9 protein-coding genes are annotated in these 16,138 nt (G+C 45.9%); 3 read left to right on the plus strand and 6 right to left on the minus strand.

All coding sequences use genetic code 11. The features are described from left to right. Entirely contained in the window at window positions 1-981 is a 981-nt protein-coding gene (locus OC193_RS10295; RefSeq protein ID WP_026084277.1) for an alpha-L-glutamate ligase-like protein, read from the plus strand. A 110-nt stretch (window positions 982-1,091) separates the two neighbouring features. Here the strand turns inward: OC193_RS10295 and fdhF are convergent, their stop codons facing one another. From fdhF to cmoM, 5 genes are all read right to left on the minus strand, one after another. Next, on the minus strand, window positions 1,092-5,321 hold the full coding sequence (fdhF, locus tag OC193_RS10300) for a formate dehydrogenase subunit alpha (protein ID WP_048664684.1): 4,230 nt from the start codon (window positions 5,319-5,321) through the stop codon (window positions 1,092-1,094). A gap of 318 nt (window positions 5,322-5,639) precedes the next feature. Beyond that, window positions 5,640-10,100, minus strand: a complete 4,461-nt coding sequence (mukB, locus tag OC193_RS10305) for a chromosome partition protein MukB (protein ID WP_048664683.1) — start codon at window positions 10,098-10,100, stop codon at window positions 5,640-5,642. Then, a complete protein-coding gene (mukE, locus tag OC193_RS10310) occupies window positions 10,097-10,903 on the minus strand; it encodes a chromosome partition protein MukE (protein WP_048664682.1) in 807 nt (268 codons plus the stop codon). Before mukE ends, mukB begins: the two co-directional genes overlap by 4 nt. Next, window positions 10,884-12,221 carry a chromosome partition protein MukF gene (mukF, locus tag OC193_RS10315; protein ID WP_048659665.1) on the minus strand — a complete coding sequence of 446 codons (1,338 nt, stop codon included), beginning with the start codon at window positions 12,219-12,221 and terminating at the stop codon, window positions 10,884-10,886. The genes mukE and mukF overlap by 20 nt, the downstream gene beginning before the upstream one ends. Window positions 12,222-12,346: 125 nt before the next feature. Then, the gene (cmoM, locus tag OC193_RS10320) at window positions 12,347-13,132 is read right to left on the minus strand and encodes a tRNA uridine 5-oxyacetic acid(34) methyltransferase CmoM (protein WP_048664681.1); all 786 of its coding nucleotides are present in this window, start codon (window positions 13,130-13,132) and stop codon (window positions 12,347-12,349) included. 115 nt (window positions 13,133-13,247) lie between these two features. Here cmoM and elyC point away from each other — a divergent pair, with 115 nt between their 5' ends. Continuing rightward, window positions 13,248-14,096, plus strand: a complete 849-nt coding sequence (gene elyC / locus OC193_RS10325; protein WP_048664680.1) for an envelope biogenesis factor ElyC — start codon at window positions 13,248-13,250, stop codon at window positions 14,094-14,096. 201 nt (window positions 14,097-14,297) lie between these two features. On the opposite strand, the gene torR is transcribed toward elyC, so the two are convergent. Further along, a complete protein-coding gene (gene torR, locus OC193_RS10330) occupies window positions 14,298-15,011 on the minus strand; it encodes a two-component system response regulator TorR (protein WP_048659668.1) in 714 nt (237 codons plus the stop codon). A 285-nt stretch (window positions 15,012-15,296) separates the two neighbouring features. On the opposite strand from torR, the gene torD reads away from it, so the two are divergent. Continuing rightward, entirely contained in the window at window positions 15,297-15,944 is a 648-nt protein-coding gene (gene torD / locus OC193_RS10335) for a molecular chaperone TorD (RefSeq protein ID WP_019820999.1), read from the plus strand. Window positions 15,945-16,138: the final 194 nt, after the last annotated feature.

Consider the following 16,138-nt stretch of genomic DNA (forward strand, 5'->3'; position numbering starts at 1 on the left):
ATGTTTGATCAGTTTACTTCACCGTTTAGGTTGAAAGACAAAGGCATAATGGGAATGAACAAGCGTAACCATAGTTATATTGGTCGCTACAATGATCGTTCCAAGTATCCACTCGTTGATGACAAGCTTAAGACTAAAATCATTGCTGAACAGGCTGGCGCTACTGTGCCAAAACTGATTGGCGTTATTGGTCATCAAGCTGAAGTAAAAACAATCCACAAGATGGTAAAAGAGTGGCCGGGTTTCGTAATCAAGCCAGCTCAAGGCAGCGGCGGTAAAGGAATCCTTGTTGTGACTTCTCACAAGGACGGCGTTTACACTAAGCCATCGGGTTCTACTATCAATGAAGAAGACGTAGAGCGTCACATCAGTAACGCTCTTGCCGGTCTTTTCTCACTTGGTGGTAAGAACGATGTTGCGGTAGTTGAAAACCTCATCAAGTTTGATGAGTGTTTTGATGGCTTCAGTTACGAAGGTGTGCCAGATGTACGAATCATCGTATTCAAGGGCTACCCTGTGATGGCGATGATGCGTTTATCTACTTCGGCTTCCGACGGTAAGGCTAACTTACACCAAGGCGCTGTAGGTGTAGGTATTTGTATTGCGACGGGTAAAGCCGTTCGTGCGGTTCAATTTGACCACCCAGTAACTCACCACCCAGATACGGGTAAAGAGTTGGCGCTACTTCAGGTACCACACTGGGAAAAACTGCTAACACTAGCTTCAAGCGCTTGGGAAATGACAGGTCTTGGTTACATGGGTACTGACATGGTTCTAGACCAAGAAGAAGGCCCAATGGTACTTGAGCTTAACGCACGTCCAGGTTTGGCTATCCAAATCGCGAACGGCGCAGGTTTATTGCCTCGATTACACCATATTGAGAACCTTGGTACACCGGCTGAATACCCGAAACCAGCAGAGCGCGTTGCATACGCTGCCAAGCAATTCGGTGTTCACGGTAACGAGATTGTTCCAAACTAAGCGATTTGCTGACTAGGTCACTTGATACCTAATAGAGCTTATAAAAAAGGCCGCATAACTCTGAGAGTTACGCGGCTTTTTAGTATCTGCGGTTAAATTAGCGGATTAGGTTAAGTCTCTGTAGATTCAATTACAGGCTCTCGAATTGGATCAATCCGCACCGCCGCCACCTTAAACTCAGGGATCTTAGCGTGTGGATCGGTCGCTGTGGTCGTCAAACGGTTAACCGGCGATTCAACAAAATGGAATGGAATGAACACCACACCCTTTTGCATTCGCTTAGTCACAAACGCCGCGATTTTTATTTCACCACGACGTGTCGACACCTTGAGCATCTGACCATTCGAGATTCCTAACGCTTCAGCATCGTGAACACTGACCATTGCACGTGGCCCCGCTAAGTTATCCAGGCCTTTGGTTTTACGCGTCATAGTGCCTGTATGGAATTGCTCTAAGATACGCCCTGTCGTTAGAACTAACGGATACTCTTCATCCGGTAGCTCAGCAGCGTATCTAAACGGAATCGCCTCCATTTGACCACGCCCACGGGTAAATTGGGTCTGGTGCATGATACGAGTGCCATCAGGGTTATTCTTATTACTCGGCCATTGCACGCCATTGACCGTAATGTTCTCCCAACGTAAACCACCATACTGTGGTGTTACACGTGCTATCTCATTGGTGATATCGGCAACGGTGTTATAGTCCCAACCACCGCCCATTGCGTTGGCTAGCATTTGGATAATCACCCAATCTTCTTTCGCTTCACCTGGAGGCAATACCGCCGGGTTAATGCGCTGAACACGACGCTCGGTATTGGTAAAGTGACCAGACTTTTCAGCAAACGAGCAAGACGGAAGAACCACATCGGCATATTGAGCAGTTTCGGTTAAGAAAATATCTTGAACTACTAAGAAATCTAACGCTTCAAGACCTTCAATCACATGCGCTTGGTTCGGGTCACTCAGCACTGGATTCTCGCCCATTACGTACAGACCACGAACATCTCGATGACACGCGCCATCAATAATCTCGGTCAGCGTTAACCCCGTTTCAGCGGGTAGATCAGTAACGCCCCACTCCATCGCAAACTTTTGACGAACCATTGGGTTATACACTTTCTGATAACCCGGAAGATTATTTGGCAACGCGCCCATATCGCATGCACCCTGCACATTCGATTGGCCACGCAGCGGGTTGATACCACCACCTTCAATACCGATGTTGCCACACAAGAGTTGCAGGTTGGCGATTGAACGTACGTTGTCATGCCCAGTAGTGTGCTGGGTAATACCCATCGAGTAATACACCGCTGTTCGTTCTGCAGTACCAATCAATCGTGCCATTGCGAAGATGTCTTCCGCTTTAACGCCAGTCACCAATTCCACTTTTTCTAGCGAATAGCTTGGTGACATCACCTCTTGAAGCAAGGTATCAAAGCCGTCCACACGATCTTCGATATACTCTTGGTCATACCAACCATGTTTGATGATCTGCTGCATCACACCATTTATCAGCATTACATCGGTACCCGGTCGGTGCGCTAAGTAAAGCTCAGCATGGTCAGCAATATCTATTCGTTTTGGATCGGCAACGATCAATCGCGCTCCACCATGTCTCACAGCCTGCTTAATGTGCGAACCAATAATTGGGTGCGCTGACGTGGTATCCGAACCAATAATAAAGATCACATCAGAGTGCTTGATACTTGGAATATCATTGGTCATCGCTCCACTGCCTAACGATGCTTCAAGTCCAGTCACCGTCGAGGCATGACAAAGGCGAGCACAATGGTCGACGTTATTGGTGCCTAGTTCGCGACGTATGAATTTTTGGAAGGCATAGTTATCTTCGTTGGTGGTTTTAGCCGATGAGAAACCCGCTAGAGCATTGCTACCAAAACCTTGTTTAATAGCCGTGAACTTATCGGCAATCAGCGTAATGGCTTCTTCCCAACTCGCTGGTTGTAACCAGCCATCTTTACGAATTAACGGTGTTGTAAGGCGGGCATCACTGCCGACGAAGTCGAAACCGAAACGTCCCTTAACACACAGCATGCCCTCGTTGACCGGAGAATCACCGCCCTCGATATAACGGATTTTGTTCTTCGCTTCGTCTACATGCATGGTCAGTTTACAGCCCACACCACAGTAGGTGCAGATAGTATCGATCTTCTTGAGAATATCTGTGTCGCCTTGTTTTCTATCTCTCGCATCGACCATCGCACCTGTTGGACACGCTTGAATACACGAGCCACATTGAACACAGTTAGAGTCACCCATTACGGTCTTGTCTGCCCCAAAGTTAGGACGACATTCAGGCCTCGAAGCAGGCTTGCCGTCAGACTGATTCATGAAGCTTAGAACGCCATGAACATTCTGTTCACGACATGCTTGAATACACTGCCCACAACTGATGCAGCGGTTGGCGTCAAAGATGATGAATTCAGAGCTATCATCAACAGCAAACTTCTGCCTTGTCGAACCAACTTTGGATTCCTCTGCGCGAATAGCTTGCCAGGCCTCATTAGAAGCTACATTGATATTGTACTCAGGGTGCGTTTGAGTTGCCTTGTACTCTGTCGAGTAATCACGAAGGTCGCAGTCGGTATTGGCTTGGCAACCACACTCTAAACATCTTGCTGCTTCAGCGATTGCATCAGCATTATCAAAGCCCGTTTCTACTTCTTCAAAGCTTTGCTCTCGTTGCTCTGGTGTTAGCTCTGGCATGATTTTACGCGCCATGCGCTGTATCGACTTGTACTGCTCGGGATCAATGGCTTTTAGCTGCTTATGCTTTCTTGAGTTAAACGGTTTAGCTGGAATATTTTCCATATCACCATTGAAGAAGCGATCAATAGCTTGCGCAGCAATACGTCCGTCTCCTACCGCTTCTACAGCTGTTGCCGGTCCTCGTCGGAAGTCACCGATACTAAATATATTGCCGGTACCTGTGTGCATGGTTTGCGGATCAGCGTCCGCTGTGTTCCAACGAGTTAGTGGGATATCAATCTCTTCGTTATCCATGAAGCTTAGGTCTGGCTTTTGCGAGACCGCAGCGATAACCGTATCGAACGCTTCGACAAAGAACTCACCCGTTGGTTTAGGACTACGACGACCAGAAGCATCTGCAGGACCAAGCGCCATACGTTCTAATCGAATCTCAGATACATGGCCATTTTCCTCAGCAATATTCTCAGCTGGATTGGTCAAAAAGTGGAACTTCACACCTTCGTGTTCCGCCTCTTCGATTTCGTAATCTTCTGCAGGCATCTCATCTCGAGTGCGGCGATAAATCAACGTAGTATCAGCGCCATCACGCACTGCGGTTCGAGCGCAGTCAATCGCGGTATTGCCACCGCCAATCACAGCGACTTTTTTGCCCGTAGTGAAGTGTTTGTCAGTCACATAGTCTTTCAGATAATCAACACCTAGATAGCAGCCACCAAGGTCACTACCGGGATAATTCATCTCAACAGCTTGTGACGCACCCACTGCTAAGCAGACCGCATCAAAGTCACAACTGAGATCTGACAAGGTGAAATCAACACCAAGCTTCTTGTCGCACTCTACCGACATCCCATTACGACACATCAGTTCGATTTCTTTATCTAGAATCGACTTAGGTAAGCGATACTCTGGGATACCGTAACGCAGCCAGCCACCAGCTTGGGGCATCGACTCATAAACACTGACATCATAACCTTCATTAGATAGGTAATAGCCTGCTGTTAAGCCACCAGGGCCACTGCCGACAATCGCAATGCTTTTACCTTTATTGGGTTTCTTCGCTGGTATGTAGCTCTCTTGAGCAGCCAAATCGGCATCGGCTGCGTGTCGCTTGAGTTGGCGAATCGCAATCGAATCATCGACTAAGTTTCTTCGACACTCTGTTTCACAAAAAGCAGGACAAACACGGCCAATCGATAGCGGCATCGGCAGTGTTTTCTTAATCACTTCGATGGCTTTGGTATGGTCATTTTGAGCAATATGATGCAGGTAAGATTGAATATCGACTCCTGCAGGGCACGCAGTTTGGCATGGTGCCTCACAATCTGCATAGTGGTCTGTCATGATGCGGTTCAACGCTTCTTGTCGATGGTTGGTCAACTGCTTTGACTGAGTCGTAATATTCAACCCATTGGACACTTCAAGCTCGCACGAACGCTTCATACCCACGCCATCAATCTCGACGACACATAAATCGCATGGAATCTTATCAGTTGTTTTGTTCAAACCACATAGAGATGGGATCTCTAAACCACATGTTTTTGCCGCTTCAAGTACGGTTTGTCCTTGTTCGACGATTCGAAATTTCCCATCAATAACGATTTGAATCATATTGAGTCCTACCTTCCAGTTTGCGTAATAGTCACGCTCAAAAATACTAATAAGTCGTTCAGCAGTGTGCAGACACTACTGTCATATCATTACCATACATTAATTGTGGTTTTGTGCGTGTGACTTCAAACAAGTTCTATTGAGATTAACCCTAATGTATGAGTGGTCTTATCAGTAAGTCAAAGAGGGCTAGACACGAAGTATATTAAGTGGATTGCACAAAGGGAGTTAGAACAATTGCAGAACGCTAGACTTAGGTACTAAAAAGCCCCTAATGATTAGGGGCTATGAATTAGTATCGTTGAATCGCTATCGAGCTTATTGCTCAGTTTCTTCGATAAGCTCTTGCACTGGAGATGCAGGTTTGTTTTGAGCAAAACCTCGCAAACCAACAACGTGTACATGTTCGTGATCTTTGAAGACCTTACGTACCAGTTTGTAGGTTGTACCTTTCTCTGGGCTGATGTTCTCAGGGGCTGCAATCAGAAGCTGCATACCTAGACGGTCACACAGTTCAAACAACGTAGAGATAGATTTCGCATCCAGACGTGCTGCTTCATCGAGGAACAACAAGCGACATGGAACGATGTCTTTACTACGAAGTCGACGTGACTCTTCTTCCCAGCTCTGAACCACCATCAGTAGGATAGATTGACCGGTACCGATCGCCTCACCCGTAGAAAGTGCTCCTGATTCCGCTTGTAGCCAGCCATCTGAACCACGGTTAACTTCAACACTGAGTTCTAAGTAGTTACGGTAATCCAGCAACTCTTCACCCAGAACTTGCGGAGAACGTTGACCCATATCGATATGTGGGTTCACACGTTGGAACAATTTCGCCATTGCTTCTGAGAAGGTGAAGCGCGTTGATTCAAACAAGTCTTTGTGCTGCTCTTGCTGAGTCGCTAGCCCTGACAGCAAGATTTCGTGGCTTTCACGGATCTTAACGTTTAGACGCACGCCCTTAACCTGACCAAAGTAGATGTTAGACAGACCTTGGTTTAGCATTCGAATACGGTTCTGCTCACGCTGAATCGTCTTCTTAATGATGCTTGCTACCGACTCAGAGCTGATCGCTAAGCGATTTTCACGCTGCGTCAGTTCTTCTGTTAATCGAGCGAGCTCAACTTCCATCTCTTCGATTGCTTCAACCGGATCATCCGTATGAATGATGTCTTGGCGAATACGCTCGCGAAGATGTTGATAAACTGCAATATAGAACAGAACTTTACGCTCTGGATGTGCGTTGTCTTCCGATAGACGCAGCGAATCACGTAAGTCGTCATTGTCAGCTACAGCCAGACGTAGCGCACCCAATGATTTATCCGACATTGAGCGAAGTTCACCCGCCGTTAGGTAAGCCAGTTCACGCTTGTGCAGACGACGTTCAACATCATTTTCACGAGCTAAACGAAGTACTGAACACCAGCCTGCTTTCGCTGCAACCACGAAGGTACGAAGCTCTGTGTACTCTTTCTGTACTTTCTTAAGACGCTTAGCCAGTGCTTTCATCTCAAGTTCTGTTGACGTAATCGTACGCTCGTATTCACTCTTACGGCTGCGAGATGTGTGTAGACGCTCTTGAAGCTCGTCACGGCGACGTACAGCACGCTCTTCTGCGCCTTCATCAGCGTTTACACCGAACTCTTGAAGCTCTTGCTTGAACTCTTGAACAGTCTCTTGTTTCGCTTGATGCGAGCTCTTCAGTGCTGCCAATACTTGGTTGTACTGGTTCATCTGTTCACGAGCTTGCTTCAAGCCATCACGACCTTTGGTTCTTGCTTGTTCCGCTTGAACCAGTTTTGCTTTCAGTTGTTCGCTCAGTTCGCTGCTCTTGTTAAGCAAATCAACAGAGTCCGCGTAAGCAAAGTAGTGACGACGCTCAATCAAATCAGACAGCGCGAACACTTTACCTTTTAGAGTTTGTAGCGCGTTATCAGCTTGACGATATTCGGCTTCCAAAGCTTCGAACTGCTCTGGGTCAGCGTCTAGTGCAGATACGATTTGCTCTAGAGAAGTAAGCGCTTTACCGTGAGTATTCAAATAAGACTTAGCTTCACTTAAACGCTCTAGTTGCGCTTCTAATTCAGCTAAGCGCTCAGCCAATGTTTCGTCTTCTAAAATACGAACCATTGGTGCTAATTTATCTAATGCACCAAGTGCCTGCTTGCTTTGTAGAAGCTGGCTACGTTGTTGCTGCTCTTTAGAGTTAAGCTCAGCCAGAGAACGAACAATTTGATTGCGCTTATCACGAATCGCAGTAAGTGCTTGTTCTGGGTCTGCGTTAAACGCAACGTGTAGGTGCTTCGCAACAAAGCTGTTGAATGCTTGGTATAAGCGATTCAGTTTTTGAGAGTCAAACGCTGCTTTCGCGTGGTTCTCAACCACAACATCACGCTCTTCGCGCAATTTCTCTAGGCGCTGTTCACGAGCCGCACGGCCAAACAGTGGGATCTCAGGAAAACGAGAGTAACGCATTTGGCGATCGTTCAGCTGAACACATACCGCGCCTTCAAGCTCATCGGCATTAAACGAGCTGTCATCAAACGCGTCTACATCGCCTTCTAGGATGTAAAGGTCTTCTGGACAATCATCAAGATCCACCAGCTTCTCTTTAATACCATCAAGATCCGAAACCACAATCGCGTGACGAGCTGGGCCGTACATCGCACTAAAGTACGGCGCATCACCAATCGTGATGTCATCGTAGATCTCGGAAAGCAGTACGCCACCAAGCGTATCCGCCAGGCCTTTCAGGCGAGGATCGTTAGAACCACCTGGCGAAGCTAAACGCTCAATCTCTTGCTCAAGTTCAGCTCGGCGCGTTGCCAACTGATCTTTTGCTACCGCTTGAGATTTCTCGTCTTCAAGTACTTGCTGCATTTGAGTCATTACCGCTTGGCTATCTTCTAGCTCAGCGTCTGTTTGATCTCTTAAAGCTTCAAGTGCATCGTTTGCCGTGATCCACGCAGGGGCAATTGACTCAAGTTTTTGAATCTCTTGGTCGTGGTTTTGTTGTACACGACGTTGCTCACTCTTCGCTTCACGCAGCTCTTCTTGAGCGAACTCAAGGGACTCGATCTGCATAGCGTGACGTTCACGTTCTTCATCGAAAACCGCTTCATCAGTCAGTGAGATGTTGTGTTGTTTTTGGTATTCAGTCGCAAGCTCTTTTGCTTGACGCTGCTGAGCCACATCACGAGCCATGTCGCGGTGCTGAGCACGCCATTGCTGTTCGTTCTCAACAACGTGTTTTGCGTTACGGCCTTTTTCTAGAGCTTGCTTAGCGCAGCTAGACGCTTCTTTACGCTCAACGTCACCAACGATGCTTTTAACTAAAGACAGTGCTTTGTCGAACTGTGCAGAAGCTGCAGAAGACATGTCTAGCTTATGCTTAGTAGACAGTAGCGTTTGAGTGCTTGATTCTTCTTGTGCTTTTAGCTCAGAAACAAGAGTTAATGCACTTTCTGCCGTAATAGACTCATCACCAAGTAACTGTTTGGTTTTCTCTAATGCTTGAACGGCTTGCTGGTATTGCAGCGCACGAGTTTGCTGAACGTCTAACGCTTGTTGGTAATCAGCAAGCTGAGTTTTCAGGCTATCCACTTCTTCTTCGGTAATGGTTGCCTGCTCTTCAGCAAGAAGTACTCGCTCTTGAGCTTCTTCAACCACCATCATCTGCTCTTCTAGACGCTCATTAAGCTCTTCTAGATCTTCACTGTAGCGTGCAATTTTCTCTTGCTGGCGAAGTGCAGTTTGAACCAATTGAAGATGATCCGAAGCCGCTTGATAATCTTGCTCTAGTGCCGACTCTTGATCGACCAACAGCTCTAATTCTTCTTGAACACGGTTCAACAAGTTATTTTGATCATGCAAGGTTTCACGCGAACCAAACAGTTCACCACGAAACTTCATGGTTTGATCAAGCTTGTTACGACGATCGTTGGCATGGCGCATGTAATCTGCTGCCACGTAGTTCGTAGATTCAGTGATCAAGTGTTTGAACAGGTCACGGTCCGACTGAGTCGTTTTGATCGCTTCTAACGTCATACGGTTTTCGCGTAGTGCTGATTCCATGTCTTGGAATGCTTTCTTCACACCACCGTTTTGCGGTAGGAGATAATCACGCAGAGAACGCGTAATCGCACTAGAAATACCGCCGTAAAGCGATGCTTCGATCAAACGGTAGAACTTAGAACGGTCGCTGCTGTTACGCAGTTTCTTCGGTACCACACCGTATTCAAACATTTGCGAGTGGTAATCAACAATCGAAGAGAAGGCTTTGAAGTGCGCGCCTTCGTACTGTGCTACCGCGGCTTTTACGTCGTTCAACTGACATACGCGAGCATGGCTGTCGGAAACGTTCTGAATCAACACATCCGTTGGTTTCACATGGCTTGGAAGGCCTTGGATTACGAACGGTTTGATGTCTACTTTCTTGTCACGACCCGCAACTTGCTGCAGTTTTACTGCAAACAGTAGGCGTTGGTTACGAGAGTTCACCACATCCAGCGCAGCGTAACATGCGCCAGGTTGAAGCTTACCGTATAGACCTTTGTCACGAGATGACTGTGAGCTACCCGCTTCCGTTGTATTACGGAAATGCAGAAGGCTTTGGTCAGGAATCAACGCTGTGATGAATGCCGCCATAGTGGTCGACTTACCTGCACCGTTACCGCCAGAAAGCGTTGTAACCAATCCATCAATATCAAAAGTACGCGCGAAGAAGCCGTTCCAGTTGACCATGGTTAATGATTGATACTTACCTCTTTCAATCATGCTTCACCTTCTACTTTTGTTGGTTCGCCGTCGTTTGACTCAAGGTCAAAGTCAGCTTGATCGTTAAAAATGTCTTGTTGACCGTTTTCGTCTACGCCTGCATCTACTTCTGATACGGCTTCCGCTTGTTCTTCATTCAACAAGCTGCCTTGGTTAGGCTCTTGAGTATGCACCACAGCTTCACCATCACGGATAAGACGCAGTTGAGCTTCTTTCATATCATCGCCAACACGTACGTCAGCACCAAAACGGAATACTGCTTCGCTGATACGGAACTTGCCCGTCTCGCCAATCGCAATCAACATGCCGATACGACGTAAGCGACGTAGAGAAGTACGCACTTTTTCAAACAGCTTTTCTTTGTCTAAATCAGAACCCGACGCACGGTTTGTCGCAAGCTTCATGAGTTTTTTCTCATCCGCTAACGACATCAACTCATCAAACAGCTCTTGGTTAGTAAAGATACCTTCGTGTGCTAGACGCTCTGGGCTTAGGTACAAGAAACACAGTACCTTACCAACAAGCATGTCTAGCTCAGACAAAACACTACGACCGATTAGCGACGTAGAACGCGGACGCAGGTAAAAAAAGCCTTCTGGCGCTTTCACAAGCTCGGTGTTGTAGCGTTGGTAGAAATGCTGAAGCTCAACTTCAAAATCAGAAAGTAACGCGTGGTTATCTAAGTCTTCTGTTGAAATATGCTTACCTGAACGCAGCATGCTGTCTAGCGCAGGGAACAATGGGTTCGCTATCGCTTTTACCAGTTTCTCTGGCATGTAATCATCAGTACTTGTTAATGACATTTGCTTGTACCTTTGCACCGAAATCGTTGATTGCCTGCCAATCTGGCTGAATAGCCTGATAGTCAGATTCTGAGTAACCTAAGCGCACGGCTTGGTCGACAACAATTCTGGCTAAATCAAAATGGTGTGTGCGAGGGTGTTCAGCGAGGTAATCGCGTAACACAAGGCCAAGATCAATTGGCGCGCCTTGCTGTTTGTGAGCTTTTAACATCTCTGCAATTCGATCTGAAAGCAGATCATTCACTTGCTCAAATTCTTCGTATTCTACGTCGATTGGTGCTTGGCCCGTTACTTCGTCATCACGAAGTACTAAGGCTTCATCACGCAAATCGGTAAGCTTTTCAGCATCGGCGTAGGTCAATAACCAAGGCGCATCAAAGTAGTCGGTAACCGACTGACGCAAGCGTTGGCTAAAGGCACGGTTTTTATCCATATCAATCGCGGTACGGATAAACTTGTGAACGTGGCGGTCGTAGCCGATCCACAAATCGATCGCTTGCTGACCCCAACTGGTGATTCGGTCGAGCTTCATCTGCAAGCCGAACAGGGTTTCGCCAACGAACTCGAGTTCATCGTCACCGTAAACAATTTCTTGAATATCGAGGATCTGTGTTTGCAGTTCATCACCCGCTGCTTGCAAGGTGTCTTGCAACTCTTTTAGCGTGGACGAGGTTTCTGATAGCAAGGTTTCACAGTTGTTGATCGCTTCTCGCCAATCTTTGTTTAAAAGGTCGGCAATTTGCTGCTTAACGGTTTGCTGCTGCTCATCCATAACACGTTGGTTAAGATCGATCTGATCGAAAATTTCACCAACAGAATACTTGAGCACGCCGTAAACGTTCTTTCTCCAATGTCCTGGAGTTCCACCTTTTTGCGCTGCTTCAATGGCTTTAGCCATCTCGTCCGCAACCATAGAAAGCTGAATAGACAATTTTAATTTAGAGAACTGACGGTGACGTAAGTAATAATCGGAGATACCAATCGCTAATGGCGACAAACGGTAAATACTCGCACCATCGGTGATTTCGCTAGTAAAGCGGCTAATCAGCTTCTGTTTAACCAACTCATTGATGGCATTGTTGGCACGAAACGCGGACGCTTCGCCAGTATCTTCAAACAGTCGAGTGACGATGGTAAATGCATCGTGCAGTTCACCTTCGCCCAACTCTTCATCGAACCTTTCATTGCTTAGTACTGCGATAGCAATCAAAAATGCTAAGCGCTCTGGTGGCAAGTTTAATGAAAAATCATGCTGCTTGACCCAGCCCACCAACTCATCAATTGGCTGCTCTTCGGCAGTTTGAGTCATTTCACTCATTGTGGTTCCTGTTACTGTTCTTCGTCATATCGAACATGTTAGATATGACGCCTATTTCTTTATGACGCGGGCTTCTTACGATTGCATAGCGCATGTTGTGGCTTCTTTTACCACATTCACCGCTGTTATTGCGCAGGTTTTTGAGCCCAAACGTGAATATAACGGCCTAGTGACAGATATGGCTCTTGGCGACATAGCTGTTTTTCCAGTTCCAATACATCTTCAAATTGGTAATCGCCCATGTACTCCATATTACCTATGTAGTCACTGAAAGAGCGAATGCCTGATTTACCACAGATTTCTAGACCAGCGTCTTCTATCCATTGATAAACCTCTTCCGGCTTCAAGCCTTTTTGTGGTTGCAGCTTAAACCGTTTTCGATGTGGCATCCCATTCAATACATGAGGAATGTTGCCACAAATCACATTTTTCAGAACTAATCCGTGGTGGTTGTAAAACATTATCGAGGCAACGCCACCCGGTTTAACTTGTTCAAGCAATAAATCAAGCGCCTCTTTAGGATCGGCTAACCATTCCATTACGGCATGAAACATCACAAAATCGACTTTCTCATCGAGATGTTCTGCGACTTTTTGTACCGGTGAATGAATAAATCGATATTGCTCTAGCAAACCCGCTTTGCTGATACTTTCTTCTGCGATCTTCAGCATTTCAGAAGAGAGATCACACAGAGAAACGGTATGCCCAAGCGCGGCAATTTTTTGCGACATCTGTGCAAGCCCGCCTCCAGCATCAAGCACATGCAGCGGAGAAGCTGATTGCTCAAATTTGCTCAAAGCTTGTTCTAAATCTTCCCATACGATGATCTGACGGATCTCTCCTTTGTCAGAGCCGTAAATATTTTTTGCAAATTTGTGGGCAATATCGTCGAAATTACGGTCTTCAGTCACGGCTACTTGAGTTATTATGTCCTATCGTGCCTGCTATTCTGTCACAGGAATTTCAGGAATAAAGAGGCGATGTCTCTTTTTACTACTAAGTGATGTTTTTTCGGACTATTCGGATATGTTTGAGCTGAAAAAAGTAGTGTCTTCGCTATTGATGCCACTACCAGCAATGTTAATTCTCGCTTTTCTAGGTTTAGCCCTAGTGATGTTTACTACCAAAAGGAAGACGGGTTGCCTAATCACCCTTTCAGCCCTATGTGGTATTTTCCTAATCGCTTTCCAACCAGTTTCTAGTCAACTTTTAATGCCAATGGAAAGGCAACACACCGCTTTTTTACCTGTCGATGAAACCGTCGATTACGTGATGGTTCTCGGAAGTGGTCACGTCGTAGATGACCAAATTCCACCGACATCAGAACTGAGCCGCACCGGCCTGATGCGCTTAAGTGAAGGGATTCGTATTCTACGTCTTTACCCTGGTGCGAAACTCATTTTGTCTGGCTATGGTGCTGGCACTGAAGTAAGTAACGCAAGAATGATGGCTAAAGTTGCACTAGCACTTGGTGTTGCGAAGCCTGATATCATTCTGCTTGAAACAGCAAAAGACACTTGGGAAGAAGCCCGTCAAGCCGCTGCGTTCGTTAAGAATAAAAGAATGGTGTTGGTGACTTCAGCGAGCCATATGACTCGCGCACTGAACGAATTCAATGCTGCCGGCATGAAACCCTTGCCAGCACCAACCAACTATCTTGCACAAGAAGGGATTGTTGAGCCTTGGAATAAGTACATGCCTAAAGCGATCTATCTGGAACAGACAGAGCGTTACTGGCACGAGACCATGGGATTGGTTTGGCAAAGCCTACGTGACTGGTTAGACACCAGTAACGATATATCGGAAGAGCCAATTGTTGTTCCTGAGCCTTCAAGCTTAACTGAAGAATATGGTGAAGTTTCTGCAGCGCAGTAAACTCAACCTGATGTTTCTCTCTGCTTATGCCTAACTCAGCCTAATGTTTAAATCCGCTTATTGGTAGGTAGAATCGTAAAACAATTCGTAGACTGTCAGTTCGATAACGACAACCGCTAAGCAATAAAAAAGCCGAGACATCAATGATGTCTCGGCTTTTTCGTTCATATGTCGTTCCCAACTAAAAGTTCACGTAGAACATTAGTCACCAGCAAACATGTAACCTTCACCGTGAACCGTCACAAAGATTTGTGGGTTCTTAGGGTCGAATTCCATTTTTGCACGCATGCGACGAATCAGTACGTCGATCGTACGGTCATTCGGTGCATCCACTCGGTGGCTGATCATATTCAGAATACGTTCGCGACTTAATACTTGGTTAGGGTAAGAAGACAAAGCCACCAACAGTTCGTATTCAGCTTTAGTCAGCTTCACTGGCTCGCCATTTTTGCTTAGCGCACGACGAGGAATATCAAATGTCCACTCACCGAAACGAACCACAGACTCGTCTGATGTTTCTTCTACTGCGCCAGCTGCCGTTTTACGAGCGGCAGAAATACGCCAAAGTAGGTTTTTAACTCGAACCAATAACTCGCGGAGTTCGAAGGGTTTAGTAACGTAATCGTCCGCGCCCATTTCAAGGCCAACGATTTTGTCGATGCTATCCGTGCGTCCAGTAACTAAAATAATTCCAATGTCTGATTGACTGCGTAATTCGCGAGTTAGCATCAATCCATCTTCGCCTGGTAAGTTGATGTCCAGCATAATGAGGTCAACGTTGTTTTCTTCTAACACGCTTCTCATTTGAGCGCCGCTTTCCGCTTCGCTCACTGTGTAACCTTCGTTCTGGAAGTATCCAACCAGTTTACTGCGGGTTACCACATCATCTTCTACGACTAATACGTGATAGCTCATCTACACCACTTTTCTTATTTAATAGTTTCAGTGACTATTCTATTCATAACTCGTAACAATTCTAGTAGTACAGAAGATAAAAGCCAGAAACATGGATTTTTTTTGATACAAGACAATCTTAAACCTTGCTATTTATCGTCCATCGCAATTCAATATAGGCATTACTACTAACGAGTAACTTTGCGTTTCGCAAATAACCTTGTTATTCAGCCTTGGTGTGCTTATGCCCAAGTGACTTCAAGATGCATATAAGTAACATCACAAGACTAAGTCAGGATCTAACAAATGAAAGATACGAAAGCGTTCAACGAGCAAAGAGCAGAAATATACTGGTGGCTATCAAGCTTATTTGCCAAAGAGCTCACTCAAGAAGAACTCGATCACTACCACTCTGTTGAAATTCGTTCTTTCCTGACTGGTTTAGGCGAAAATGAAACACTAAAGCCAGCGATTGATAAGCTAGTGGATGCGCTTAACCGCCTACAAACACGTGAAGATGCTCAACTAGAATTGTCTGCAGACTTTTGCGATCTTTTCTTAAAAACAGATAAACACGGTGCTCTTCCTTACGCTTCTATGTATATCGGTGAAACTGGCCTTTTGAATGATAAGCCTGCAAAAGATATGGAAGAGATCATGGCTAAGCACAATTTAGTGGTGAACCAAGATCTAAAAGAGCCAGCAGACCACATTGCTATCGAACTCGATTTCCTTGGTAACTTGATCATTCGTTCAAACGAAACGGATATTGAAGAAGAGCTAGAGAATTCATTTGCCGTTCAACAGCAGTTTATCGAACAACAACTGCTGACTTGGGTACCAAAGTTCAACGTGAAATGTCATGACGTTGATGAATTCGGTTTCTACGCCTCCGTCTCATCTTTGCTACTCGCATTCTGTCAATTAGACACTCAATATTTAGCTGGTGAATAGCTTATTGGATGACTAGGTAAATAAATTCAGTAGAATGTGACAATTCACCCGGATTTCTGGGTGAATTTTATTGCGAGTAATTTCTAGTCAGTCTAAAATTGTGACCGCAAACGATAAAATATGAAACATTCACGAAATGCTATACTTATTAAAGTTCAGAGCATTTCGGTGTTAAGACAAGCCGCTCAATAGCG

The organism is Vibrio crassostreae (assembly GCF_024347415.1).
Lineage (GTDB): Bacteria > Pseudomonadota > Gammaproteobacteria > Enterobacterales > Vibrionaceae > Vibrio > Vibrio crassostreae.

Bases quoted from the DNA above. Each gene is read 5' to 3' on its own strand.
- mukF (WP_048659665.1), bottom strand. From the start codon at position 12,221: ATGAGTGAAATGACTCAAACTGCCGAAGAGCAGCCAATTGATGAGTTG.
- elyC (WP_048664680.1), top strand. From the start codon at position 13,248: ATGTTTGAGCTGAAAAAAGTAGTGTCTTCGCTATTGATGCCACTACCA.
- torD (WP_019820999.1), top strand. From the start codon at position 15,297: ATGAAAGATACGAAAGCGTTCAACGAGCAAAGAGCAGAAATATACTGG.
- mukB (WP_048664683.1), bottom strand. From the start codon at position 10,100: ATGATTGAAAGAGGTAAGTATCAATCATTAACCATGGTCAACTGGAAC.
- fdhF (WP_048664684.1), bottom strand. From the start codon at position 5,321: ATGATTCAAATCGTTATTGATGGGAAATTTCGAATCGTCGAACAAGGA.
- OC193_RS10295 (WP_026084277.1), top strand. From the start codon at position 1: ATGTTTGATCAGTTTACTTCACCGTTTAGGTTGAAAGACAAAGGCATA.
- torR (WP_048659668.1), bottom strand. From the start codon at position 15,011: ATGAGCTATCACGTATTAGTCGTAGAAGATGATGTGGTAACCCGCAGT.
- mukE (WP_048664682.1), bottom strand. From the start codon at position 10,903: ATGTCATTAACAAGTACTGATGATTACATGCCAGAGAAACTGGTAAAA.